The sequence below is a fragment of the Streptomyces sp. NPDC001507 genome (assembly GCF_042894765.1).
GTDB lineage: Bacteria > Actinomycetota > Actinomycetes > Streptomycetales > Streptomycetaceae > Streptomyces.
This window is the reverse complement of record NZ_JBIAVV010000014.1, coordinates 181,927-206,743: the sequence shown is the minus strand read 5'-3', so window position 1 is coordinate 206,743 and position 24,817 is coordinate 181,927. Positions and strand designations below refer to the sequence as shown.

Annotated in this window: 21 protein-coding genes; 5 read left to right on the top strand and 16 right to left on the bottom strand. The window is 70.7% G+C overall.

Going from position 1 to position 24,817, the window contains the following annotated elements; all coding sequences use genetic code 11:
- Nucleotides 1-5 precede the first annotated feature (5 nt).
- From ACFY0K_RS38860 to ACFY0K_RS38850, 3 genes are all read right to left on the bottom strand, one after another.
- Entirely contained in the window at nucleotides 6-344 is a 339-nt protein-coding gene (locus tag ACFY0K_RS38860) for a P-II family nitrogen regulator (protein WP_093498850.1), read from the bottom strand.
- The gene (locus tag ACFY0K_RS38855; protein ID WP_093498851.1) at nucleotides 341-1,681 is read right to left on the bottom strand and encodes an ammonium transporter; all 1,341 of its coding nucleotides are present in this window, start codon (nucleotides 1,679-1,681) and stop codon (nucleotides 341-343) included. The genes ACFY0K_RS38860 and ACFY0K_RS38855 overlap by 4 nt, the downstream gene beginning before the upstream one ends.
- 330 nt (nucleotides 1,682-2,011) lie before the next feature.
- Nucleotides 2,012-3,496, bottom strand: coding sequence for a hypothetical protein (locus ACFY0K_RS38850; protein ID WP_390643812.1), 1,485 nt, complete (start codon nucleotides 3,494-3,496; stop codon nucleotides 2,012-2,014).
- 457 nt (nucleotides 3,497-3,953) lie between these two features.
- Here ACFY0K_RS38850 and ACFY0K_RS38845 point away from each other — a divergent pair, with 457 nt between their 5' ends.
- A complete protein-coding gene (locus ACFY0K_RS38845) occupies nucleotides 3,954-4,610 on the top strand; it encodes a bifunctional DNA primase/polymerase (protein WP_351959676.1) in 657 nt (218 codons plus the stop codon).
- A gap of 105 nt (nucleotides 4,611-4,715) precedes the next feature.
- Here ACFY0K_RS38845 and ftsY read toward each other — a convergent pair whose 3' ends face one another.
- Nucleotides 4,716-5,918 (bottom strand): signal recognition particle-docking protein FtsY, encoded by a 1,203-nt coding sequence (gene ftsY, locus ACFY0K_RS38840; RefSeq protein ID WP_351959677.1) that lies wholly within the window; start codon nucleotides 5,916-5,918, stop codon nucleotides 4,716-4,718.
- Nucleotides 5,919-6,046: 128 nt separating this feature from the next.
- On the opposite strand from ftsY, the gene ACFY0K_RS38835 reads away from it, so the two are divergent.
- Complete coding sequence (locus ACFY0K_RS38835) at nucleotides 6,047-7,519, top strand: cytosine permease (RefSeq protein WP_390643811.1); 1,473 nt, start codon at nucleotides 6,047-6,049, stop codon at nucleotides 7,517-7,519.
- A gap of 60 nt (nucleotides 7,520-7,579) precedes the next feature.
- Nucleotides 7,580-8,551: an LLM class flavin-dependent oxidoreductase gene (locus ACFY0K_RS38830; RefSeq protein ID WP_390643810.1), complete on the top strand. Its 972-nt coding sequence runs from the start codon at nucleotides 7,580-7,582 to the stop codon at nucleotides 8,549-8,551.
- A gap of 363 nt (nucleotides 8,552-8,914) precedes the next feature.
- On the opposite strand, the gene ACFY0K_RS38825 is transcribed toward ACFY0K_RS38830, so the two are convergent.
- From ACFY0K_RS38825 to ACFY0K_RS38810, 4 genes are all read right to left on the bottom strand, one after another.
- Nucleotides 8,915-10,333 carry a sugar porter family MFS transporter gene (locus ACFY0K_RS38825; RefSeq protein WP_351959680.1) on the bottom strand — a complete coding sequence of 473 codons (1,419 nt, stop codon included), beginning with the start codon at nucleotides 10,331-10,333 and terminating at the stop codon, nucleotides 8,915-8,917.
- Between the two features lie 296 nt (nucleotides 10,334-10,629).
- Nucleotides 10,630-14,343, bottom strand: a complete 3,714-nt coding sequence (locus ACFY0K_RS38820; RefSeq protein WP_390643809.1) for an AAA family ATPase — start codon at nucleotides 14,341-14,343, stop codon at nucleotides 10,630-10,632.
- A gap of 241 nt (nucleotides 14,344-14,584) precedes the next feature.
- Nucleotides 14,585-14,788: a hypothetical protein gene (locus ACFY0K_RS38815; RefSeq protein ID WP_093498859.1), complete on the bottom strand. Its 204-nt coding sequence runs from the start codon at nucleotides 14,786-14,788 to the stop codon at nucleotides 14,585-14,587.
- A gap of 383 nt (nucleotides 14,789-15,171) precedes the next feature.
- Nucleotides 15,172-15,453, bottom strand: a complete 282-nt coding sequence (locus ACFY0K_RS38810; protein WP_351485020.1) for an acylphosphatase — start codon at nucleotides 15,451-15,453, stop codon at nucleotides 15,172-15,174.
- 188 nt (nucleotides 15,454-15,641) lie between these two features.
- Between ACFY0K_RS38810 and ACFY0K_RS38805 the strand changes: the two genes are divergently transcribed.
- The gene (locus ACFY0K_RS38805; protein ID WP_390643808.1) at nucleotides 15,642-16,805 is read left to right on the top strand and encodes a CAP domain-containing protein; all 1,164 of its coding nucleotides are present in this window, start codon (nucleotides 15,642-15,644) and stop codon (nucleotides 16,803-16,805) included.
- Between the two features lie 97 nt (nucleotides 16,806-16,902).
- Nucleotides 16,903-17,304, top strand: coding sequence for a winged helix-turn-helix transcriptional regulator (locus tag ACFY0K_RS38800; RefSeq protein WP_390643807.1), 402 nt, complete (start codon nucleotides 16,903-16,905; stop codon nucleotides 17,302-17,304).
- Here the strand turns inward: ACFY0K_RS38800 and mutM are convergent.
- The 8 genes from mutM to recG all read right to left on the bottom strand — a co-directional run bounded on the left by mutM (nucleotide 17,277) and on the right by recG (nucleotide 24,657).
- Nucleotides 17,277-18,137, bottom strand: a complete 861-nt coding sequence (gene mutM, locus ACFY0K_RS38795) for a bifunctional DNA-formamidopyrimidine glycosylase/DNA-(apurinic or apyrimidinic site) lyase (protein ID WP_390643806.1) — start codon at nucleotides 18,135-18,137, stop codon at nucleotides 17,277-17,279. The two genes, ACFY0K_RS38800 and mutM, sit on opposite strands and share 28 nt — an antisense overlap.
- Before the next feature lie 81 nt (nucleotides 18,138-18,218).
- A complete protein-coding gene (gene rnc, locus ACFY0K_RS38790) occupies nucleotides 18,219-19,073 on the bottom strand; it encodes a ribonuclease III (protein WP_294004786.1) in 855 nt (284 codons plus the stop codon).
- Between the two features lie 8 nt (nucleotides 19,074-19,081).
- Nucleotides 19,082-19,255, bottom strand: a complete 174-nt coding sequence (gene rpmF / locus ACFY0K_RS38785) for a 50S ribosomal protein L32 (protein ID WP_003951102.1) — start codon at nucleotides 19,253-19,255, stop codon at nucleotides 19,082-19,084.
- Nucleotides 19,256-19,257: 2 nt separating this feature from the next.
- Nucleotides 19,258-19,908 (bottom strand): YceD family protein, encoded by a 651-nt coding sequence (locus ACFY0K_RS38780; RefSeq protein WP_390643805.1) that lies wholly within the window; start codon nucleotides 19,906-19,908, stop codon nucleotides 19,258-19,260.
- A 165-nt stretch (nucleotides 19,909-20,073) separates the two neighbouring features.
- The gene (locus ACFY0K_RS38775) at nucleotides 20,074-21,174 is read right to left on the bottom strand and encodes a cell division initiation protein (protein ID WP_390643804.1); all 1,101 of its coding nucleotides are present in this window, start codon (nucleotides 21,172-21,174) and stop codon (nucleotides 20,074-20,076) included.
- Nucleotides 21,175-21,231: 57 nt separating this feature from the next.
- Nucleotides 21,232-21,711, bottom strand: a complete 480-nt coding sequence (coaD, locus tag ACFY0K_RS38770) for a pantetheine-phosphate adenylyltransferase (RefSeq protein ID WP_294004943.1) — start codon at nucleotides 21,709-21,711, stop codon at nucleotides 21,232-21,234.
- Between the two features lie 26 nt (nucleotides 21,712-21,737).
- The gene (gene rsmD, locus ACFY0K_RS38765; RefSeq protein ID WP_390643803.1) at nucleotides 21,738-22,394 is read right to left on the bottom strand and encodes a 16S rRNA (guanine(966)-N(2))-methyltransferase RsmD; all 657 of its coding nucleotides are present in this window, start codon (nucleotides 22,392-22,394) and stop codon (nucleotides 21,738-21,740) included.
- A 58-nt stretch (nucleotides 22,395-22,452) separates the two neighbouring features.
- Nucleotides 22,453-24,657 (bottom strand): ATP-dependent DNA helicase RecG, encoded by a 2,205-nt coding sequence (gene recG, locus ACFY0K_RS38760; protein ID WP_390643802.1) that lies wholly within the window; start codon nucleotides 24,655-24,657, stop codon nucleotides 22,453-22,455.
- Nucleotides 24,658-24,817 lie beyond the last annotated feature (160 nt).

Genomic DNA, 24,817 nt, shown 5'->3' with positions numbered 1-24,817 from the left:
CTGTTCTACAGTGCGTCCGGTCCGCGCTCGCCGGTGCGGACCCGTACGGCGGTCTCGACCGGGAGCGACCAGACCTTGCCGTCACCGATCTTGCCGGTGCGGGCGGCCTTGACGATGACGTCGATCAGCTGCTCGGCGTCCTCGTCCTCGGCCAGCACCTCGATGCGGATCTTGGGCACCAGGTCGACGGTGTACTCCGCACCACGGTAGACCTCGGTGTGGCCGCGCTGCCGACCGTAGCCGCTGGCCTCGGTGACCGTGAGGCCGTGGACGCCGAAGGCCTGCAGGGCCTCCTTGATCTCGTCGAGCCGGTGAGGCTTCACGACGGCGGTGATGAGCTTCATGCGTCCACCTTCTTGCTCGTCCCGGCCAGGGCCGGAGCGGAGACGGAGCCGATGACACCGCCGCCCGTGCCGCTGAAGTCGTATGCAGTCTCGGCGTGCTCGGCCTGGTCGATGCCGGAGACCTCCTCGTCCTCGGTGACCCGCATGCCGAGGGTCTTGTCGAGGAGGAAGGCGAGGACCGCGGAGGCGACCAGGGAGTAGCCGAGGACCGCGCCGACACCGGCGAACTGCTTCCACAGCTGGGTGAAGGAGTGGTCGCCGTAGAAGACGCCGGTCGCGGCGGACTGGCCCTTGCCGGTGGCGAAGAAGCCGATGAGCAGGGAGCCGATGATGCCGCCGACCATGTGGACACCGACCACGTCGAGGGAGTCGTCGTAGCCGAACTTGAACTTCAGGCCGACTGCCGCGGCGCAGGCGACACCGGCGATGGCGCCGACGGCGATCGCGCCGAGCGGGGAGACCGCACCGCCGGACGGGGTGATGGCGACCAGGCCGGCGACCGCGCCGGAGGCGGCACCCAGGGTGGTGAAGGCGCCGTGCCGGATCTTCTCGTAGGCGAGCCAGGCGAGCATGGCGGCGGCGGTGGCGACCTGCGTGTTGACGAACATCAGCGCGCCGACGCCGTCGTCGTTGCCGAGCCAGGAGCCGGCGTTGAAGCCGAACCAGCCGAACCACAGCAGACCGGCGCCGAGCATGACCAGCGGGAGGCTGTGCGGGCGCATCGGGTCCTTCTTGAAGCCGACGCGCTTGCCGATGACCAGGATGACGCCGAGGGCGCCGGCACCGGCGTTGATGTGGACCGCGGTACCGCCGGCGAAGTCGATCACACCGAGCTTGTAGGCCCAGCCGTCGGCGCCCCAGACCCAGTGGGCGACCGGGACGTAGACGACCGTGAGCCACAGGGCGACGAAGAGCGCCCAGGCCGAGAACTTGACGCGGTCGGCGATGGCGCCGCTTATCAGGGCCGGCGTGATGACCGCGAACATCATCTGGAAGACCATGAACACGAAGACCGGGATCGTGTAGCCGGGCCAGAGCTCCGTCAGCCCGACGTTGCTCATGCCCAGCCAGTGGGAGTCGTAGCCGATGAAGCCGTTGCTGGAGCCGAAGGCCAGGGAGAAGCCGTAGAGCACCCACAGGATGGTGACGATCCCGATGCTGACGAAGCTCATCATCAGCATGTTCAGGGTGCTCTTGACGCGGACCATGCCGCCGTAGAAGAAGGCGAGACCCGGCGTCATGAGCAGCACCAGGGCGGAGCAGATGAGCATGAAGCCTGTGTTCGCGGAGGACAGCTTGGGTGCCTCCGCGGCAAGCGTGATGGCGGCTGGTGCCATCGGCGTCTCCTCGTCGGTTGTACGGCCCCGTGCGGGTCGGAGCGTGAGCGGTCCGGTGAAGCGGGGGGTGGGCCGGTTATGCGCCATGAGATTGACGCAGCGCGGTTTCGGTCGTTGCCCCTCGTTGTTTCGCCGGAGTGACGAAGGCGCCTGGCGTGTTACGGGTGGATGAATTGCGAGATGTCGCGCTGCGGGATCGTTATCGTGGCGCAACCTTCTCTCGGAGGAAAGAACCGGCCGCGGTCGGCCGTCCGATGACCTGGCATGGGGGAGCCGAGTCGGGCAGTTCGGGAGGGCCGGCCGCGGCCGGGGTCTGGGAAGCGCCGGGATTCAGACCGCCTCGGCGGTCTCCGGGAGGTCGGCGGCGAGCTGTTCGGTGAGGTCGACGACGGCCGCGAGGCCGCCGTAGTCGCGGACGGCCGTGTCGACCGTCTTTCGAATACGAGTGTTGACGCGCTCGGAGCGCACCTTCTTGGCGATGCCCATCGCCTCTGAGGCCAGAACCGTGCTCTGCTCGGGCTCGCCGCGCAGCAGGTGCACGGTGGCCATGCCGATGAGGTTGAGCGCGTACGACCGCTGGTGCTCGGTGTCCTTGGCGAACAGCTCGACGGCCTTGCGCATCAGCGGCTCGGCCAGCGAGGCGTAGGTGGGGCTGCGGCCTGCGACGTAGGCCAGGTCGCGGAAGGAGTGGCTGTTCTCGCCGTAGAGCTCGGCCTCGGAGAAGAAGCGGATCCAGTCGGGGTCCGGCTCGTCCCACTCGTCGGCCTCGGAGAAGGTGTCCTCGGCCATCCGGACCGCCCGCTTGCACTTGCCCGGCTGGCCCATGTTGGCGTAGGCGCGGGCCTCCATCGCATACAGCATCGACTGGGTGCGCGGGCTCGCGCAGTCCCGGCTGCCGTACTGGGCGAGGTGGATCAGCTCCAGGGCGTCGTCGGGCCGGCCCAGGTGGATCATCTGGCGGCTCATGCTGGAGAGGATGTACGAGCCGAGCGGCTTGTCACCGGCCTCCTTGGCCGCGTGCAGGGCGAGCACGAAGTACTTCTGGGCGGTGGGCTGGAGGCCGACGTCGTACGACATCCACCCGGCCAGCTCGGCGAGTTCGGCCGCGACCTTGAAGAGCTTGCGGGCGGTGGCCTCGGGCTGGGGCTCCTGGAGGAGGTCGGTGACCTCGTGCAGCTGGCCGACGACCGCCTTGCGGCGCAGGCCGCCGCCGCACTGGGCGTCCCACTGGCGGAACATCTCCGTGGTGGACTCCAGGAGGGCCAGCTCGGGACGGGAGATGCGGCCGGGGCGGCGGGGGTCGGCGGACGGCTCGGGGGTCTGCTGCGGGCCGCCCGGCGAGGGGACCAGCCAGCGCTGCATGGGCTCGATGAGGGACGGGCCCGCAGACAGCACCAGCGAGGTTCCGAGGAAGCCGCGCCGCGCCAGCATCAGGTCGCTGCGCGAGAACTCGCTGAGCAGGGCCACGGTCTGCGGGCCCGTCCAGGGCAGGTCGACGCCGGTCGCGGACGGTGACTGGCGGGCGGCCCGCAGCCCGAGGTCCTCGACCGAGACGACGCAGCCGAACCGCTCGGAGAACAGCTCGGAGAGGATCCGGGGGATCGGCTCGCGCGGGTTCTCCCCGTCGAGCCAGCGGCGCACCCTGGACGTGTCCGTGGAGATGTGGTTGGCGCCCAACTGGCGTGCTCTGCGGTTCACTTGCCGCGCCAGCTCGCCCTTCGACCAGCCGCTGCGCACGAACCACGAGTTGAGCAGCTCGTTGGGGCGCTTGTCGGTGCTGGTCGCGGTCGCCCCGCTTCCGCCGTTGCCGCCCACTGGAACGCCCCCATCCCTGAGACCACTTGATGCCGGATGCGCCAAGCCCTATCAGAATGCCGGTAAATACGGCCGCCCGTCCGGTAGTTCTCACCCTTCGAACGGGATGCCGAGTTGCCTCCGGCATACCCACGAGTGCAAGTGCCCCCAGGCCTCGTGCACTCAAAGTAATCCTACGATCACTGCTCCAGCCACGGCGATCCCGGAAACGCCACCATTCGCCACCCCTTCGAATGAACTCACGATGCCCATGGCGCGATTCACTTGACATAGGACGGCCGGGAGTAGGCGGAGCGGTGCACTCGGGGGCGCATGTCCTCAGGCGCACCACCCGGGGAGCTTCAGGGCGCTGCCATGACCTTGCGGGCCGGAGGGAAGGCGGAGCCGTAGCGTCACGTTCCGTTTCCGTCTCGTTCCGTGTCGTAACCACCGGCGCGCCGGACCCGTTGGAGGGGGCATGGGCTTCACGATCGGCGGCATTCGCGAGATCCGCTCCGGCACACGCCGGCGCGGTCGTTCATCGGACTGCACCGCCGTCGCCGAGTTCACCGGACTGTGGGGCTGGGACGTGGTGCCCGGCGCCCGGGCCGCGGCCGGGGCGTGCTCCTGCGGGCAGGCCGGCTGTCCCGCGCCGGGCGCGCATCCGCTGGACTTCGCGCCCCAGGTGCCCGCGGGCGCCACGCTCGACGAGGTCACCAAGGCCTGGGGCGAGTTCCCGGGCGCTGCGGTGATGCTCCCGGTCGGCCGCGCGTTCGACGTGATCGAGGTGGCCGAACCCGCAGGGCGCCGCGCCCTGGTCCGTCTGGAGCGCATGGGCCTCCCGCTCGGCCCGGTCACCGCCACCCCGGACGGCCGCGCGCACTTCCTCGTCGCCCCCGGCGCCGCCGCCGAACTCCCCGCGCTGCTCTACCGCATGGGCTGGGACGACCCGACCTCCTTGGACCTGCGCGGCCTCGGCACCGGCACGTACATCACCGCCCCGCCCTCCGACCGGGGCGGCCTGGGCCCGGTGCGCTGGCTGCGCCCGCCGGCCCTGGACTCGGCGACCAGGCCCCCGGCGGCGAGGCTGCTGCTCGGGACACTGGCCTACGTCGCACACCGGTCACGGGCGTAACCGCGAGCTCCGGCTTCGTACGCCGAAGCGCCCGCCCCCGGGCTGAAGCTCGGGGATCGGGCGCTTCTGCGCGATCTCGGGGCGGGCAGATTCACCCGCCTGGTATCAGTCACCGATAAGGGCATCCACGAACGCCTCCGGCTCGAAGGGCGCGAGGTCGTCCGCGCCCTCGCCCAGGCCGATGAGCTTGACCGGGACGCCCAGCTCGCGCTGGACCGCGATCACGATGCCGCCCTTGGCGGTGCCGTCCAGCTTGGTGAGGACGATGCCGGTGATGTCGACGACCTCGGCGAAGACCCGGGCCTGGACGAGGCCGTTCTGCCCGGTGGTGGCGTCGAGGACGAGCAGCACCTCGTCGAGCGGGGCGTGCTTCTCGACGACCCGCTTGACCTTGCCCAGCTCGTCCATGAGGCCGGTCTTGGTGTGCAGCCGCCCGGCGGTGTCGATGAGCACCACGTCGACGCCCATCTCCTTGCCCTCCTTCACCGCGTCGAAGGCGACGGAGGCGGGGTCACCGGCCTCGGGGCCGCGCACGGTGTGGGCACCGACGCGCTCACCCCAGGTCTGGAGCTGGTCGGCGGCGGCGGCCCGGAAGGTGTCGGCGGCGCCGAGCACGACCGTACGGCCGTCGGCGACGAGGACGCGGGCGAGCTTGCCGGTGGTGGTGGTCTTGCCGGTGCCGTTGACGCCGACGACCATCACGATGCCCGGCTTGCGGTCGGCGGGCTCGGTCTTCACCTCGCGGTCGACGTCGGTGCCGACCAGCTTGAGCAGCTCGTCACGGAGCAGGCCGCGCAGCTCCTCGGGGGTGCGGGTGCCGAGCACCTTCACACGCTCGCGGAGCCGGTCGACCAGCTCGGTGGTGGGCTGCACGCCGACGTCTGCGGTGAGCAGCGTGTCCTCGATCTCCTCCCACGTCTCGTCGTCGAGGTGCTCGCGCGAGAGCAGCGTGAGCAGCCCCTTGCCGAGGGCGGTCTGCGACCGGGAGAGCCGGGCGCGCAGCCGGACCAGCCGGCCGGCCGTGGGCTCGGGGATCTCGATCTCGGGCGCTTCGACCGCGGGGGGCTCTTCGACGGCGACGGGAGCCGAGCCGTCGGGAAGGTCGACCTCCTCTATCGTCCGGCGCGGTTCGTCGCGCGGCGTCTCGGCCTCGTCGCCGACGTGCGGCTCGGCCGGGGGTGCGGTGATGTCGGGCGCGGCGGGGGGCGGCGGGGGCAGCGACTTCTTGCGCCGGCTGCCGACGACGAGCCCGCCGAGCGCGCCGAGCACGACTACGGCGATGACTACAGCAAGGATGACGGTTTCCATAACCCGACCAGTATCCATCCCTCCCCCGCGGCCGACTTTGCTCCCTCGCGCGGGAGTTTCCGGACGATCCTCCGAGACCAGCTGTCCCTTTTGAGGGTATTCGCCCGGCTAACGTACGATGACTGCCTATGAGCACCACCGCCCACCACGATGGCGCGCTCGAACATCTCGAAGAGTCGCTGGAGCACCACGGCCTCGAAACCCGGGGCATCGAGCCGGTCCCGGACTCCGAGCGCACCGGCACACCGCGCGGTCTGCTCCCCACCTGGATCACCGCCAACATCACCGTCCTGCTGGTGACCGTGGGTGCGAGCCTGGCGGTGTCGTTCGGGCTGAACTTCTGGCAGTCCCTGGTGGTCGGCGTCGCGGCGCCGATCGTGTCGTTCGGCCTGGTCGGGGTCATCGGCATCGCGGGCAAGCGCGGCGGGGCACCGGGCATGGCGCTGTCCCGGGCGGTCTTCGGGCAGCGCGGCAACCTGCTCCCGGGCGCGGTGATCTGGGTGGCGCGCTGGGGCTGGGAGACGATCAACGCGGTGACCGGCGCCTACGCTCTGCTGAGCGTCCTCGACATCCTGTTCGGGATCAGGCGCACCACCGCCCTGGTCGTCGTCACGCTCGTCCTCTTCGTGATCGCCACGTTCGCGATCTCCGGCATGGGCATCAGGGCGTTGCGGTACTGCAACCGGTGGGCGAGCCGGCTGTTCGGCGCCTTCTCACTGCTGGTCCTCGGCCGGCTGATCGCGACGACGGACTGGGACCGGGTGTTCGGACAGCCCGCCGGTTCCGCGGCCGCGATGGTCACCGGGGCCGGGCTGATCGCGGCGGGCGGGGTGAGCTGGGCGCCGACCGCACCGGACTTCACGCGGTATCTGCCGGGTACGGCGTCCTCGGCGGCGATCGTACGCAACACGGTCGGCGGTGCCGGGATCGTCGTACTCCCCCTCGTCCTGATGGGTGCGGTGACGGCGTCCGCCGCCCCGGGCCTGGCCGCTTCGGCCGACCCGGTCTCCTTCCTCGGCGAGATCCTGCCCCGCTGGCTGGCGGTCCCCTACCTCCTCGTCGCCCTGGTCGGGATGCTGCTGATCAACGCGATGTCGATGTACTCGGCGGGCTTCACCGCGCAGACGCTCGGCTTCCGGATCCCCCGCCCCTGGGCGGTCGCCGTCAACGCGGTCATCTCGCTGGTCCTCGGGGCCGTCCTGATGCTGGCCGCGACTTCGTTCATGGCCTCCTTCATCGCCTTCCTGTCGCTGCTGGCGGTGGCGTTCTCGGCGTGGGTGGGGGTCTTCGGGGCCGACATGCTCCGCCGCCGGGAGTACGACGCCACGGCCCTCCTCGACACCACGCGCACCAGTGCCTACTGGTACCGGGCGGGCTTCTCCCCCGCCGCCGTCGCGGCCTGGGCGCTCGGCCTGGCGGCCGGCCTGCCCTTCACCACGTGCGACTGGTTCACCGGCCCGCTCGCCACGAACAATCCCGTCGGCCGCTACGGCCTCGGCTGGGTCGCGACGATCGCCGTCTCGGGCCTGCTGTACGCGGTGCTCCCGAAGCCGGCGGTGGTACCGGCGGAGGCGGGGAAGCCCGCACCCCTGGCCGTCTGACGCACCGTCAGCTACTGTCCCCGCACACCCGCCGGCCAGCCAAGGTGAAGGGGAACTCCCATGCCCGTCTCGGTCGTCCGCTTCAACCTCGTCGAGCCCGGCGCCTCCCCGGCCGCCCTGGGCACCCGGTACCGAGCGGCCCTCGACATGGCCGCGTACGCCGACGCGCACGGGGTCACCACCGTGCAGACCGAGGAGCACCACGGCGTCGACAACAACTGGCTGCCGTCGCCGTTCGCCTTCGCGGGCGCGGTGTTCGGGGCGACCCGGACCATCGCGGTGACCGTGTCGGCGGTGATCGGCCCGCTGCACGACCCGCTGCGGCTGGCGGAGGACATCGCGGTCCTCGACCTGCTCAGCGGGGGCCGGCTGGTGACGGTGGCCGGGATCGGCTACCGGCCCGAGGAGTACGCGCTGTTCGACGTGGACTGGAAGCGGCGCGGGCGGCTGCAGGACGAGCTGTTGGAGACGCTGCTGAAGGCGTGGACCGGCGAGGAGTTCGAGTACCGGGGCCGTACGGTACGGGTCACCCCGCGCCCCTTCACGGACCCCCACCCCCTGCTCCTGGTCGGCGGCTCCTCCCGGGCCGCCGCCCGCCGGGCCGCCCGCCTCGGCCTGCCGTTCTTCCCCAGCGCGCACCTGCCGGAGCTGGAGGCGTACTACAAGGAGCGGCTCACCGAGTACGGCACGGAGGGCTGGACGATGATGCCCACGGCAGAGACCCCGCTGCTGCACATCGCCGAGGACCCGGACCGGGCGTGGGCCGACTACGGCGAGCACTTCCTGCACGAGGCCCGGACGTACGCGTCCTGGCAGTCCGGCGACATCCACTCGGCGGTGCGGTCCGCCGCGACCACGGTCGCCGAACTGCGCGAGGAGGGCGTGTACCGCATCCTCACCCCGGACGAGTGCGTGACGGCAGGACTGGACAACCTGGTCCTGCACCCGCTGGCGGGCGGGATGCCGGTGGCGGAGGGGTGGCGGAGCCTGCGCCTGTTCGCGGAGACCGTGCTTCCGGCGCTGCCGGCGTAGCGGGGGCGGCCGCACCCGGCGGGCGAGTCCGGCCGGGTGCGGCACCGCCGGGCTTCACCGTCGTGGCCGGTCGCCGTGGCGGCGGAAAGAAGTGGTGCGGCGGCGTTCAGGGCCGGGAACCCTGCCGCCGGCCGAGAGACGAAGAGCCCGACCGACACGGCGCCACCACGAAGCCGACCGCGCCGCCGGGAACCGCCGTCGTGGCCGGTCGCCGTGGCGGTGGAGTCCGGGACCGAGGAACCTCGCTGCGGAGGGCCGTATGCGAGCCGCCGCCCCGCCCGGGCAGTGACCGGGCGGGGCGGCGGGGGATACGAGGAGAGGGGCAGCGGGGATTGGGCCCTTCTCCCCGAGTCGGGGGGCTGCTCAGCCCATCTCCTCCAGGGACTTGCCCTTCGTCTCCTTGACGAACTTGAGGACGAACGGGATGGAGAGGGCCGCGAAGACCGTGTAGATCACGTAGGTGCCGGAGAGGTTCCAGTCGGCCAGCGACGGGAAGCTCGCGGTGATGGCCCAGTTGGCGATCCACTGCGCGGAGGCGGCCACGCCCAGGGCGGCGGCGCGGATCCGGTTCGGGAACATCTCGCCGAGGAAGACCCAGACGACGACACCCCAGGACAGGGCGAAGAAGAGGACGAAGATGTGGGCCGCGATCAGGGCGGTCCAGCCCTGCGTGGACGGCAGCTTCCCGTCGACGAGGTGGTACGAGAACGCCCAGGCCTCCAGCGCCAGACCGACCACCATGCCGACCGAGCCGATGAGGGCCAGCGGCTTGCGGCCGACGCGGTCGACGAAGATCATCGCGATCACGGTGCCGATGATGTTGATGATCGACGTCGTGAAGGAGTAGAAGAACGAGTCCGTCGGGTCGACGCCGACCGACTGCCACAGCGTGGAGGAGTAGTAGAACGCCACGTTGATGCCGACGAACTGCTGGAAGACCGACAGGCCGATACCGACCCAGACGATCGGCTTGAAGAAGAAGGAGCCGCCGAGCAGGTCCTTGAACGTGGACCTGTGCTCGCTCTTCATCGCGTGCTCGATCTCGGCGACCCGGGCGTCCAGGTCGGCGCCCTTGCCCTCGACCTCTTCGAGGATCGCGCGGGCCCGCTCACGCTTGCCGACGGAGAGCAGGAAGCGCGGGGACTCGGGGATCGCGAAGGAGAGCAGGCCGTACAGGACGGCCGGGATCACCATGACGCCGAGCATGACCTGCCAGGCCTCAAGGCCCATCAGCTTGCCGCGCTGGTCGCCGCCGGCGGCGTTCAGCAGACCCCAGTTGACCAGCTGCGAGATGGCGATGCCGACGACGATCGCGGCCTGCTGGAAGGAGCCGAGGCGGCCGCGGTAGGCGGGCGGGGCGACCTCGGCGATGTAGGCGGGGCCGATGACGGAGGCCATGCCGATGGCGAAGCCGCCGATGATCCGCCAGAAGGCGAGGTCCCAGAGCGCGAAGGGCAGTGCCGAGCCCACGGCGCTGATGGTGAACAGCACGGCCGCGATCTGCATGCACCGGATCCGGCCGATCCGGTCGGCTATGCGGCCGGCGGTCGCGGCGCCGATGGCGCAGCCGATCAGGGCGATGGCGATGACCTGGGCGAGGGCCGCGGACCCGATGTCGTAACGGCTCCGGATGGCCTCGACGGCACCGTTGATGACGGAACTGTCGTAGCCGAAGAGGAAACCACCCATCGCGGCCGCCGCCGCGATGAAGATGACATGCCCGAGGTGATCGGGGTGAGCCGTCCCGGCTCCTGACTGGGGTGCCTGCGCAGTGCTGGTCACAAGAAACTCCTCGGGCCACCGGCAACGCTGCCGGGGGTGGGGGGATGAGCCCTCCCAGGTCTAAGTGGCGCACATCCTCACACCGCTCACACCTGAAGGTAAAAGCAACGTTGCAGAGACTATGCCTTCAAGTTTCGAAGTCAATACCGGGTGCCGTGTGAAGTTGCAGATACCACGCAAGGAAGATGCGTTCACTTCTTGAAGAAGTGGCGAAGATGACGCGCCCAACGGGGCGCGAGGAACTGCGCGACCAGCCCCGACGTGCCCGCACCGAAGAGGTCGGCCGGGACCCGGCGTCACCGAAGGCGCTGGCTGATGACCTTCGACACACCGTCGCCCTGCATGGAGACGCCGTACAGCGCGTCGGCGACCTCCATCGTCCGCTTCTGGTGCGTGATCACGATGAGCTGGGACGACTCCTGGAGCTCCTGCATGATGCGGATCAGCCGCTGCAGGTTGGTGTCGTCCAGGGCCGCCTCGACCTCGTCCATGACGTAGAAGGGGCTGGGGCGCGCCTTGAAGATCGACACCAGCATCGCGACGGCGGTCAGCGAGCGTTCGCCGCCCGACAGCAGGGAGAGCCGCTTGACCTTCTTGCCCGGCGGCCGGGCCTCGACGTCCACGCCCGTGGTGAGCATGTTGTCGGGGTCGGTGAGGATCAGTCGTCCCTCACCGCCCGGGAACAGCCGGCTGAAGACGCCCTCGAACTCCCTCGCCGTGTCCCGGTACGCCTCCGTGAAGACCTGCTCGACGCGCTCGTCGACCTCCTTCACGACCTGGAGCAGGTCGGCGCGGGTCTTCTTCAGGTCCTCCAGCTGCTCGCTGAGGAACTTGTGCCGTTCCTCAAGGGCCGCGAACTCCTCCAGGGCCAGCGGGTTGACCTTGCCGAGCTGCTGGTAGGCCCGCTCGGCCGCCTTGAGCCGGCGCTCCTGCTCGGCCCGGTGGAAGGACTTCGGCTGGTTGCGCGGGTGCTCGGGGTCGTCCGGCAGCACCTCGCCGTCGGCGGGGGGCGAGGGCGGCACGAGCTGGTGCGGGCCGTACTCCTCGACGAGCCCCGCCGGTTCGACACCGAGTTCCTCCAGCGCCCTGGTCTCCAGCTGCTCGATCCGCAGCCGCTTCTCTGCACCGAGTACCTCGCCCCGGTGAACTGAATCCGTGAGTTTGTCGAGCTCCGACTTGAGGTCGCGGCCGGTGGTGCGGGCGGCGGTCAGTTCCTGCTCGCGGCGGGCCTTCGCGGCCTCGGCCGCGGCACGTTCCCGCTCCGCCCGGCCGACCGAGACCTCGACGTGTCCGAGCAGCTGGCGCGCACCGGCGGCGACGGCCTCGGCGACCGCCGCCTCGTGGCGCAGCCGGGCCCGGCGCTGTTCGGCACGCGCGCGTGCCTCGCGTTCCGCGCGGGCGGCGCGGTCGAGGGAGTCGGCCCGGCCGGCGAGCCCCTTGACCCGCTCCTCGTGGGTACGGACCTGGAGGCGGGCCTCCATCTCGGTCTGGCGGGCGTTGGCGCCGTCGGCGGCGAGGCGGTCGCGTGCGGAGGTGTCCGGCTCCTCCTCGACGGGCATCTCCTCGGCCACGGCGAGCCGCTCGGCGAGGATCTCGACCTCTTCGAGTGCCTTGTCGAGGGAGTCCTGGGCACGGGCGGCGGCCGCCGTGGACCGTTCCGCCTCGCCCGCCGCGCCGCGCGCCTGTCCGGCCAGGCGGCCGAGCTGCTGGGCCACGGCCGACTTCTCGCGGTCGGCGGCGCGGCGCCGCTCGCCGAGCTCGTCGACGAGTGCCGCGCACTCCCTGCGGTACGCCTGGGCCGACTCCTGGGCGTGGGCCAGCTCCTCGCAGCGGACGGCGAGCTCTTCCAGTTCGGCGGCGGCCTCGTCGACGGAGGCCTGCACTTCCAGCAGGCTGGGGGCGCCGGCGGAGCCGCCGTGGGCGAAATGGGCGCCGAGGAGGTCGCCTTCGGCGGTGACGGCGGTGAGGTGGGGGTGGCGGTAGATCAGGTCCTCGGCGGCTTCGAGGGTGTCGACGACGACGATGCCGCCGAGGAGGCGTCGTACGGCGGGCATCAGGTCGGCGGGGCCGCGGACGAGGTCGGCGGCGAAGTTCCCTGACGGGGGGGCCGGGGTGGGTCGTCGGCCGGGTGCGGCGCCGTCGTGGCTGGTCGCGCCGATCCCCGCGCCCCCATGGGGCGCTGCCTCGGTGTCGCCGATTTCGGGTGCGGGTGCGTCGTGGCTGGTCGCGCCGTTCCCCGCGCCTCTATGGGGCCCTTCGGACTGGGGCGTTTCAGGGTGGGGGGTTTCCGGGGCGCCTGCCAGTAGTAGTGCCGCCCTGCCGCCGTCCTGCTTGCGGAGCAGGCGGATTGCGTCGGCGGCGGAGGACGGGGTGGTCACCGCGATCGCGTCCGCTGCGGTGCCGAAGGCTGCTGCGAGGGCGACCTCGTGGCCCGGGGTCACGGTGAGGAGTTCTGCAGCCGGGCCCAGGATGCCGGTGAGGCGGTCACGGGCGCCGAGCAGTATGCCGGTGCCGTCCTTGCGGCGCAGGCCGAGGGCCAGCGCCTCGTGGCGGGCCTGGGTCGCGGCGCGTCTGCGTTCCGCCGCCGTGACGGCCTCGCGGGCCGCGGTCAGGGCCGCCTCCGCCTCGGCCAGCCGGTGCTTGGCCTCGTCGTGCTGTCCGGCGAGTTCCTCGTCGCCGGCGTCGAGGCCGTCGACCTCCGCCTTCAGCGCCTCGTACTCCTCCTGCGCCGAGACCGCCCGTTCCTGGGCCTCGTCGCGGGCGGCGGCCAGCCGGTCGATCTCGGCCTGGGCGGACGCGGCACGGGAGCGGGCCGCGCCCACCTGGCCGTTCAGCCGGGCCAGGCTCTCGCGGCGGTCGGCGATGGAGCGGGCCACGTCCTTCAGGCGCCGTTCTTCGAGGGCGAGCGCGCGCTCCAGCTCGGCCCGGTGCGCGACGGTGTCGTCCAGGGCGTGCTGGGCCGCCTCCAGGGAGGCCTCCAGCTCGGCCTCCTGCTCACGGATGCGGTGGGCTTCGCGCTCCATGTCCTCGGGGTCGCGGCCGCGCCGTTCCTCGGGGGGCGTGGAGGTGGCGCTCTTCACGCGGGCGTCGGCCAGCGAGACGGTGCCGCGGACCCGCTCGGCGAGCTGGGAGAGCTCGTACCAGGTCTGCTGGGCCCGCTGCAGGCGCGGGGTGAGCTGCCGTACCTCGTCCTCCAGGAGCGCCTCCCGCTGGAGGGCCTTCTTCAGCTCCTGCTCGGCGGCTTCCTTGCGTTCCTTGAGGGCGGCCTCGTCGGCGACCTCGGTCTGGAGCGCCTGGCGCAGTCGTACGAGGTCGTCGGCGAGCAGGCGCAGGCGGGCGTCGCGGAGGTCCGCCTGGATGACGGCGGCTCTGCGGGCGACGGCGGCCTGCCGGCCGAGGGGCTTGAGCTGGCGGCGCAGCTCGTCGGTCAGGTCCTGCACGCGCGCGAGGTTGGCCTGCATCGCGTCCAGCTTGCGCAGCGCCTTCTCCTTGCGCTTGCGGTGCTTGAGGACGCCGGCCGCCTCCTCGATGAAGGCGCGGCGGCCCATCGGGTCCGCGTGCAGGACGGAGTCGAGCTGGCCCTGGCCGACGATGACATGCATCTCGCGCCCGATGCCGGAGTCGGAGAGGAGTTCCTGGATGTCCAGGAGACGGCAGGTGTCGCCGTTGATCTGGTACTCGCTGCCGCCGTTGCGGAACATGATCCGCGTGATGGTGACCTCGGCGTACTCGATGGGCAGCGCGCCGTCGGAGTTGTCGATGGTCAGGGACACCTCGGCACGGCCCAGCGGGGGGCGCCCGGTGGTGCCGGCGAAGATGACGTCCTCCATCTTGCCGCCGCGCAGCGACTTGGCGCTGTGCTCGCCCATGACCCAGGTGAGCGCGTCCACGACATTGGACTTGCCCGAGCCGTTCGGACCGACGACACACGTGATCCCCGGCTCGAACCGGAGTGTGGTCGCCGAGGCGAACGACTTGAACCCTCGGAGGGTCAGGGCCTTGAGGTGCACGCCGTGGGACTCTACCCGGCGCCGCTACCGCACTCCACGACCCCTCGCAACCTCGCGGTTTCGCGCATGAACATGCAGGGCACACCAGACGTTAAAGAAGGTGAAAGGATGCGCGGGGCTGGAACGGGGCGGGAGCGCAAGAAAGAAGGGACGCCGGAGGCGTCCCTTGCAAATCTTGACAACTTAAGCGGTTAAAGGGCTGCCCAACCGCCGCATGTGCTGTTGTGGAGCGATGCAGCGATCAGGTGAGCGCAGGCTCCGCCTGGTTTGCGTCGATGCTCTCCATGATCCTGTCGGGAGAAGCGGCAGCCGTCAGCGCGTCGTTCTCGGCCTGGATCCGTACGAGCTCGGATTCGAGGTCCTGGACACGCTGCTGGAGCCGTCGCATCTCGGCGAGGAGTCGCGGGTCGGAGCCGCCGACGTAACCGAGAAGCGCCTTTGCCATGATGGATGGTCCTCCACACTGAGTGACCGACCGAAGCGGTGTGGGTCGTGAGGGATTCGCACCCGCGGTGCTTGACACATCCGAGTGTTTCTCGACTGTTGCGCCATGCCAAACAGCTCAGGTGCGCGGGGCTTTCAGCGTCTCACCAAAAAGTTTGACGGTCAACACGATCACGCCCTGCATTGGCGGGCGAGCCCGTAGTCGGGCGGCCCTGACCGGGCGGCGCTGCGACTCCCACGGGGCCCTCGGGGCGTGGCGATCATCTGTAAGTGCGGAGCCTGCCACGACACGCGGTTCTTGGCAACCACCAGGCCATTTCTGCTCGGGGCACATACCGGTGGCAGTTCGCTCCGCTTCCGCGCGTGCGGCTTCACGGCGCGGGCTCAGCGGATGGCGAAGCCCTCGTAGCCGCCCCGTGGTGTGTCCCAGATCTCGGTGACACCCTCCACCCGCCCGGGCGTGTCATCGCCCTGGAGCCAGTCGAGCAGCCCTTCGCAGCCCGCCCGGGAGCCCTCCGCGACCACCTGGACGCGACCGTCGCCCAAATTGAGAGCAAAGCCACTCAGGCCCCCGATCTCCAGCGCCTTGGCCCGCGTGAACCAGCGGAAACCCACGCCCTGTACACGTCCGCGCACCCAGGCGACCAGTCGCACATCCTCGCTCATGGGTGCAACCTAACCGGCCAATGTCACTCGGGGCACTCCCTCAATCAGCGGCATGCGGTACCGTCCCCACCCAATGAATCTCATATGAAACTCACTCGATCGGGTGAGCCTGGTTGATCAGATGGAGTCATGGGCCACACCGGTCCCTGGTCGACCAGACCGCGAGGACGAGGGAAGAGGGCAAGGACATGGGACGCCACCGACGCCACGCCGCCGGCCGCGCCGCCACGGGCCACGCCACGGGGGTCACGGAGCACGACGGCTCGTACCCGGGCGGCCACGACCCGCAGGACTCGTACGCGGGCCTCCGCTACGGCACCGGCACGGCGGCCTACCTGCGCCAGGAGGAGTACGCCGACACCAACGCGCGCAGCTCGGCCTACCTCTTCGCGAACGAGGACGACTACGCCCTCTTCATGAACACCGCCGAGTTCCCGGTCGAGGAGCTCACCTCGGGCCGTGGCTCCTCCTCGGGCGGCGGGCACCGGCGCCGCAAGAAGTCGGGACGGCCCGTGGCCACCGGCCTGCTCGGGGTCTCCGCCGCGGTCGCCATCGGCACGGTCGCGGTGGCCACCGGTCTGGTGCCCGGCCTGGAGAACTACAAGCTCGGCGGCGGCAGCAGCACGACCGGCGGCGAGCGGGTGCAGGCCGACGGCGCGCCCACCAACACGGCCACCGAGCAGGGCGGCACCTCCGGCAGCGCCGAGAGCCGCGGCACCGGCTCCTCGACCAGCCGTGACACCCAGCGTTCCGCCTCGCCGGCCCCGTCGGCGTCCGCCTCGAAGTCCGCCTCCGCCTCAGCCTCAGCCTCAGCCTCCGCGTCCACGTCCGCGTCCGCGTCCGCCACCCCGACGAAGACGGCGACCGAGAAGCCGACGACCGCCGAAACGCCGTCCAGGAAGGCGACGGCGAGCCCGAGCAGGACGGCCACCAAGGCGCCGGTGAAGACCGCCGCGCCGATCACCACCTCCCAGGAGGCGGTCGTCGAGGCCGAGGTGCTGAAACTGGTGAACGAGGAGCGGGCGAAGGTCGGCTGCAGCGCGCTGTCCGCGAGCTCCTCGCTGGCCAAGCTGGCCGAGGCGTTCAGCGACGACATGGCCGCGCGGAACTTCTTCGACCACACCGACCCGGACGGCAAGACGCCGTGGGACCGGGCCGCGGCGGCCGGCATAACCAACCTCGGCGGCGAGAACATAGCCCGCGGCCAGGCCACCGCCCAGGCCGTCATGGACGCCTGGATGAACAGCGAGGGCCACCGCGCCAACATCCTGAACTGCGACTTCAAGACCCTCGGGGTCGGCGTGCACTTCGGCGAGGGCGGTCCGTGGTGGACGCAGGACTTCGGCTACTGAGCGCTTCGCGGGCCAGGCCGTTCGTGCACCGCGCCCACGCTAACCAACAGTTAGCGCACCCTGTCAGGTTAGCGCTGCACTCCCGTACGCTTGGCGCATGACCATCACCCAGGACGGCGTCGTGGAGCCGCAGCCTCCGTACGACGTCTTCGCCCGGGACTGCCCCTCGCGTACGACCCTCGAGCACGTCATGGGCCGCTGGGGCGGGCTCACCCTGAGCGCGCTGCACGAGGGGTCGTTCCGGTTCAACGAGCTGCGCCGGCGCGTGGACGGTGTCAGTGAGAAGATGCTCTCCCAGACGCTCCAGGCGCTGGAGCGCGACGGGCTGGTGCACCGCGAGGCGCAGCCGACCAACCCGCCGCGCGTCGACTACGAGCTCACCCCGCTCGGCCGTGGGGTCGCCGAGCACCTGCTGGCCGTCGTGCACTACGTGGAGGGCCGGATGGACGAGGTGCTGGCCGCCCGCGAGCGTTACGACGAGACGCGCGGCGCCCGCTGACACTGCGGGCAGAAGTAGCTGGACCGGTTCATCCAGGGCCGCCTGCGCATCGGCGTACCGCACCGCCGGCAGGGCAGCCCCTCCCGGCCGTAGGCGTCCAGCGAACGGTCGAAGTACCCGGACTCGCCGTTGACGTTGACGTACAGGCTGTCGAAGCTGGTGCCGCCGACGGCGAGGGCCGCGTTCATCACGTCCCGTACATGGCCGAGGAGTTCGGCGGTGCGCGGGCGGGTGAAGCCGGCGGTCGGCCGCTCGTAGTGGACGCGGGCGCGCCAGAGGGCCTCGTCCGCGTAGATGTTGCCGACTCCGCTGATCAGCGACTGGTCGAGCAGCGCCCGCTTGATGGTGGTCCGCTTCCGGCGCAGCGCCTGGTGGAAGGCCTCGTCGTCGAACAGCGGGTCGAGGGGGTCGCGGGCGATGTGCGCGATGACGTCCGGCAGCCCGTCGAGCGTGTTGTCGTGCAACGACAGTCCGCCGAACGTGCGTTGGTCGACGAACCGGAGTTCGGTGCCCAGGCCGTCGCCGAACCGGACGCGGATGCGCAGGTGCTTCTCGTCCTGCGCCTCGTGCGGCTGGACCAGCAGCTGGCCGCTCATGCCGAGATGCGCGAGGACCGACTGGTTGGTGTCCTCCAGCGGCAGCCACAGGTACTTGCCGCGCCGGCTCGGGGTGCCGATGCGGTGGCCCTTGAGCCGGTGCGTGAAGTCGTCGGCCCCGGCGAGGTGCCGTCGTACGGCACGCGGGTGCAGGACCTCGGCCTCGGCCACGACGCGATGGGCGACCCACCGCTCCAGGCCGCGCCGGACGACCTCGACCTCGGGCAATTCAGGCATCGGGACTCCCGGGAAGGACCGTGGACGATCCGAGCGCCCGCCTCCGTGGAACGGTGGCGGGCGCTCGGGCTGCGCTGTTCGTCAGGCGGAGGCGGCGGACGACGGCGGGCCGTCGTCCTCCTCGGCTTCGGCGCGGGCGGCCTGCTCGGCCGCCCTGGCCTTGGCTCGTTCGTCCGCCGCGGCGCGAATCGCGCGCCAGGCGGACTCGGCGGCCTGCTGCTCCGCCTCCTTCTTGCTGCGGCCGGTGCCGGTGCCGTACGAGACGCCTCCGACGCGGGCGGCAGCAGTGAAGGTCTTCTCGTGATCGGGGCCGGTCTCCGTGACCAGGTACTCGGGCACGCCGAGGCCCTCCGTCGCGGTGAGCTCCTGGAGACTGGTCTTCCAGTCCAGGCCGGCTCCGAGGTTCGAGGACTTCTCGATCAGCGGGTCGAAGAGCCGGTGCACCAGCTCGGACGCCGAATCGAGGCCCTGGTCGAGATAGACCGCGCCGATCACCGCTTCCAGGGTGTCGGCGAGGATGGACGCCTTGTCCCGGCCGCCCGTGCCCTCTTCACCGCGGCCGAGCCGGATGAAGGAGCCCAGGTCGAGACCGCGGCCCACCTCCGCGAGCGCACGCGAGTTCACCACCGCGGCCCGGAGCTTGGCCAGCTGGCCCTCGGGCAGGTCGGGGTGGGTGTTGTACAGCGTGTCCGTGACGACGAGACCGAGGACGGAGTCACCGAGGAACTCCAGCCGCTCGTTCGTCGGCAGACCGCCGTTCTCGTACGCGTAGGAACGGTGGGTCAGCGCACGCACCAGAAGGGCGGACTCGAGCTTGTAGCCGAGCCGCCCTTCCAGAAGCGTGTGGGACGAGGCCGTGCTGTCCGTCTTCTTCTTGGCGGTTGGGTCCGCCTTGGGCTCATCGCCCTTCTTGGGACTGGACACAGTGCCTCTCACCTGGCCGCTCAGACTTCGAGGACCTGGCGCTTGTTGTAGGTGCCGCAAGACGGGCACGCGATGTGCTGCTGCTTGGGCTCGTGGCAGCGCTCGCACGCAACCAGGGTGGGGACCGCAGCCTTCCACTGCGACCGGCGGTGGCGCGTGTTGCTGCGCGACATCTTCCGCTTCGGAACAGCCACGGCTACTTCTCCTGCTTCTCGTCGACGCCCGCTTCCGCGTCAGCGCCGCTCATCTCGTCCTTCTCGCCGTCCTTCATGGAACCGGCGAGTCCCTGCAAAGCCGCCCAACGGATGTCGACAGCGGCATGGTGGTGGTCCGGGTCGTCCGTGAGCCGGGCTCCGCACTCGGAGCACAGGCCCAGGCAGTCGTCCTGGCACACCGGCTGCATCGGCAGTGCGAGCACCACCGCATCACGCAGCACGGGTTCGAGGTCGAACAGGCCGTCCTCGATGAAGAACCTGTCCTCGTCGTCCTCGGCGTCGTCGCCCGGTTCCGCGATCACGCGGCCCCGGTCGTCGGCGTCAGGGTACGAGAACAGTTCCTGGAAGTCGGCTTCGAGCTCCTGCCCGACCGGCTCCAGACACCTTACGCACTCCCCCTCGGCCTGTGCACGGGCGGTGCCTGTGACGAGCACACCTTCCATGACCGACTCGAGCCGGAGTTCGAGCTCCACCGGGGCACCCTGCGGCACTCCGATGACCCCCTTGATCCCGAAGTCCTCGGGAGCGTCGATCGTGCGGGTCAGGCGCTGCAGGGCACCAGGACGCCGTCCCAGCTCGTGTGTGTCGAACACGAACGGGTTGCGGTGGTCGAGGCGCGCGTGAGGAGCCATTCCTGCTTTCGATCTACGAGTTCAGAGGGACGCCGTCCGGAGAAGCCTCCGGGCAGCGTGGATCGCGGACGTAGACGCGACCGAAGAGCCAGGATACTGGACCTTTCGCTGTCGGCCCAATCCGGCGGTCCTCCGCCGCTCCCCGCCGGGTTTCTCCAGGCGTTGCTACAGGCCCCGCCCCTGCTCGTAGGCCCGCAGCTGCTCCGGCGTGATCATGCTGGTGTCGAAGAGGCTGGTCTCGTCGAGGGCGTACGACTGGTGCTGCTGGTGCTGCTGAGCCGCCTGCTGCTGGGGGTCGTAGACGGGCTGCTGGCCGGTGTCGTAGCCCTGGTAGGCGGCGGCGTACGGATCGGCCTGCTGGTAGCCGTAGGGGTCCTGCTGGTAGCCGTACGCGTCCTGCTGGGCGTAGACGGGCTGCTGCTGGGGGTAGCCGTACGGATCCTGCGCCACGGGCTGCTGCATGGGCTGCTGGTCGTACTGCGGCTGCGGGTGGGGCTGGGCGGCGGGCTGCTCGGCCTGGGCCGCCTCCGCCGCCCGGGCGTCCTGGTCGGCGAGGGCCGCGAGGTCGGCCAGGTAGTCGGCGTCGCTGGAGTGCTGGAAGGTCGTGTTGTCGTCGGCCAGGGCGCCGAGGGCGTCGGAGGCGATCCGGCCGTGCAGCTTGGCGCGGCCCTTGCCGACGGCCTCCAGGGTCTTGGCGAGGACCGCCTCGAAGGCGCCGAGCTTGGCGTCCACGTACGCGTCGGCGTCGCGGCGCAGGGTCTCGGGGTCGTGGCTGCGCTCGGGGGCGTCCTCGTCCTCGTACCCCTGCTCGTCCAGGCCCGGGCCGGTGCCGAGCAGCTTCTCGCGGCCGCGGCCGACCGAGCCGAGGGTCTTGGTGAGGACGACCTCGAAGTTGGCGAGCTTGGAGTCGACGTAGTCGTCGGCGTCGGCACGGACCTCCTCGGCCTCCTGACGGGCCTCGGCGAGGATCCGGTCGGCCTCGGCCTGGGAGCGGCGGGCCACCTCGGTGTCGGAGATCAGCGAGCCCCGCTCGGCGTGCGCGGTCTCGATGATCCGCTCGGCCTCCATGCGGGCCTGCTCGACCATCTGGTCCCGGCCGCCGATCAGCTCCTCGGCCTGCGCGAGCGAGCCGGGCAGCGCCTGGCGCAGCTCTTCGAGCATCGCGAGCAGGTCGGCGCGGTTGACCACGCACGACGCCGACATGGGCATGGACCGGGCGCCGGAGACCGTGCTCACGATCTCGTCGAGCTTCTTCTGCACGTCCACCTGTGCTCGCCACTCTCTACAGCTGGGTTGGAGACGGACGGGACGACTGTAGCCCCATCAGTCCTTGCCGAGACGCTTGTTGAGGGCCTCCAGAACGGCCGGCGGAACCAGGTGGGCGATGTCGCCGCCCCACTGGGCCACCTCCTTCACCAGCGAGGAGGAGAGGAAACTGTAGGTCGGGTTGGTCGGCACGAACAGCGTCTCGACGCCCGACAGACCGTTGTTCATCTGGGCCATCTGCAGTTCGTAGTCGAAGTCGCTGACGGCCCTGAGACCCTTCACGATGGCCGGGATGTCGCGCTGCTTGCAGAAGTCGACGAGGAGGCCGTGGAACGCCTCGACCCGGACGTTGCCGTAGTCGGCGGTGACCGTGCGGATCAGGTCGATCCGCTCGTCGATCTCGAACAGGCCCTTCTTGGACTTGTTGATCATCACCGCGACGTAGACCTCGTCGTAGAGACGGGACGCACGGGCAATGATGTCGAGGTGTCCGTTGGTGATCGGGTCGAACGACCCGGGACAGACGGCGCGGCGCACTTGAGATCCCTCGCTCTCCGGTCCGGTCATCGTGCGTCTTCGCACGTAGCGGCGGCGCGACCGTACCAAAACGTTCCCTCGCCGTAGCGACGGGACCGGAGGCCCTCGAAGCCGGCCGGCCAGTTGAAAACGCCACCTCTGGTGCTGCGCTCCACGGTGACGAGAGCGTCCGGCGCGAGCCAGCCCTCGGAGTGGAGTGTGAGGAGAATCTCCCGAAGATCGTCGTCGGTGACGGCGTACGGAGGATCCAGGAAGACGATGTCGTAGGGCTGTGCGGGAGCTGGGGACCGGATGATCTGCTCGGCCTTGCCCGCTCGCACCTCGGCGCCGGGGAGCCCCAGATTCTTTACGTTTTCACGTACGACGCGGGCGGCTCTGGGGTCGGCCTCCACGAGCAGGGTGTGGCCGGCGCCCCGGGAGAGGGCCTCCAGGCCCACGGCGCCCGAGCCGGCGTAGAGGTCGAGGACGCGTTCGCCGTCCAGAGGGCCGCCGAGGAGGGACTGCCAGGTGGAGAAGAGGCCTTCGCGTGCGCGGTCGGAGGTGGGGCGGGTGCCTGTGCCTGGCGGCACCGTCAGCCGACGTCCACCGGCTGCGCCGGCGATCACGCGGGTCATTTTGAATCCTCGGTTCGGGGTGGTTGCGGATTCAGTTTGGCAGCAGGTGCGTCGTGGTCGCTCGCGCATTCCTCCCCCAGCCTTCGGCCGGGGGTACCCCCCAGCGCCCCTTTCGGGGCGCTGCAGCTCAGCCCTTTTCCAAGAACTGTTCCCTCTCCTCGTCCAAGAGGGCGTCCAGGGCCGTTCGTAGGCCCGGGAGGTCGCTGAGGTCGGGGTCTCGGGAGACCAGGGTCGTCGCCTCTTCTCTCGCCTCCGCGATGATCTCCTCGTCCTCGATCACGGCGAGGACGCGGAGGCTGGAGCGGGCGCCGGACTGGGCCTGGCCGAGGACGTCGCCTTCTCGTCGTTGCTCCAGGTCGATCCTCGACAGCTCGAAGCCGTCCAGGGTCGAGGCGACCGCCGTGAGGCGCTGGCGGGCCGGGCTCGCCTCCGGCATCTCGGTGACCAGGAGGCAGAGACCGGGGGCGGAGCCGCGGCCCACCCGGCCGCGCAGCTGGTGGAGCTGGGAGACGCCGAAGCGGTCGGCGTCCATGATCACCATGGCGGTGGCGTTGGGGACGTTGACGCCGACCTCGATGACCGTGGTCGCGACGAGGACGTCGGTCTCCCCCGCCGCGAAGCGACGCATGACCGCGTCCTTGTCGTCGGGGTGCATGCGGCCGTGCAGGACCTCGACCTTGAGGCCGCTCAGCGGGCCCTTGGCCAAGTGGTCGGCCACGTCGAGGACGGCCAGCGGCGGACGCTTCTCCGCCTCGTCCTCGGCGGACTTCTTCGCCTTCCTGGGGTCGTCCTCCTCGTCGCCGATGCGGGGGCAGACGACGTAGGCCTGATGGCCGTTGCCTACCTCCTCCCTGACCCGTTCCCAGGCGCGGGCCAGGAAGTGGGGCTTGTCGGCGGCGGGGACGACGTGGGTGGCGATCGGGGAGCGGCCGGCCGGGAGCTGGTCCAGGACCGAGGTCTCCAGGTCGCCGAAGACCGTCATCGCCACCGTGCGGGGGATGGGGGTGGCGGTCATGACGAGGAGGTGGGGCGGTTGCTTGCCCTTGCCGCGGAGGGCGTCCCGCTGTTCGACGCCGAAGCGGTGCTGTTCGTCGACCACGACCAGGCCGAGGTCGTGGAACTGGACCTTGTCCTCGATCAGGGCGTGTGTGCCGATCACGATGCCCGCGTCGCCCGTGACCAGGTCCAGCATCGCCTGGCGGCGGGCCGCCGTGCCCATCGAGCCGGTGAGGAGGACGACCTTGGTGGCGTGCTCCGCGCCGCCGAGCATGCCGCCCTCGGCCAGCTCGCCCATCATCTCGGTGATCGAGCGGTGGTGCTGCTGGGCGAGGACCTCGGTGGGGGCGAGCATGGCCGCCTGACCGCCCGCGTCGACGACGGCGAGCATGGCGCGGAGGGCGACCAGCGTCTTGCCCGACCCCACCTCCCCCTGGAGGAGCCGGTGCATCGGGTGTTCGGTCGCCAGGTCGTCGAAGATCTCCTTCGAGACCTTCTGCTGGCCGTCCGTGAGGGCGAAGGGGAGGCGGTCGTCGAAGGCCGTCAGGAGGCCGTCGGGGGCCGGTCGGCGGGGCACCGCGGGGAGCAGGGCGTCCGCGTGGCGGCGGCGGGCCAGGGCGACCTGGAGGACGAAGGCCTCGTCCCACTTGAGGCGGTCGCGGGCCGCCGCGACGTCCGCCTTGGTGTGCGGGCGGTGGATCTTGAGGAGGGCTTCGGGCAGGGAGACCAGCCCGCGGCCCTCGCGGAGGGCCGGCGGGAGGGGGTCCAGGGCCTCCTGGGCGCTGGGGAGGACCGTCTGGACGGCCTTGCCGATCTTCCAGGACTCCAGTTTGGCGGTGGCCGGATAGAGCGGGATCAGGGCTCCGGCCCAGGTCTCCACGGATTCGGACGGGTCGTCGCCGCGCAGCAACTCGTAGGCCGGGTGTGCCAGTTGCAGGCGCCGGTTGAAGACCGAGACCTTGCCGGCGAACATCGCGCGGGTGCCGGGCAGGAGTTCCTTGTGGGGTTTGTGCACGCCGTTGCCGAAGAAGACCAGTTGGAGCCGGCCGCTGCCGTCGGTGATCGTCACCTCCAGGCGCTGGCCCTTGCCGCGGGGCGCCTTGGCGGAGGCGAAGGTGTGCAGGCGGGCGTCGGCGACCATGGCGACCACCGTGACGTGTTCGTCCATGGGCAGGTCGGCGAGGTGGGTGAGCTGGCCGCGCTCCTCGTATCGGCGGGGGTAGTGGTGCAGGAGGTCGCCGACGGTGTGCAGGCCGAGGTGCTCGGCCATCACCTTCGCGGTGGCTGGGCCGAGCACCTTCTTCAGTGGTTCTTGCAGTGCGGGCACGAGATCCATTGCACACCACACCACTGACAATGCCGTATATGTCTCGGGAAACCCCTGGTCAGGCGGCCGTTTTGAGTCATAGGATGGCGCGCTCCGGCCATCCTTCCGCGGTCACCGCCCCACCAGGGACCGCCCGACCCCGCGCCGACCACCTCTTCCCCCCTCCGGC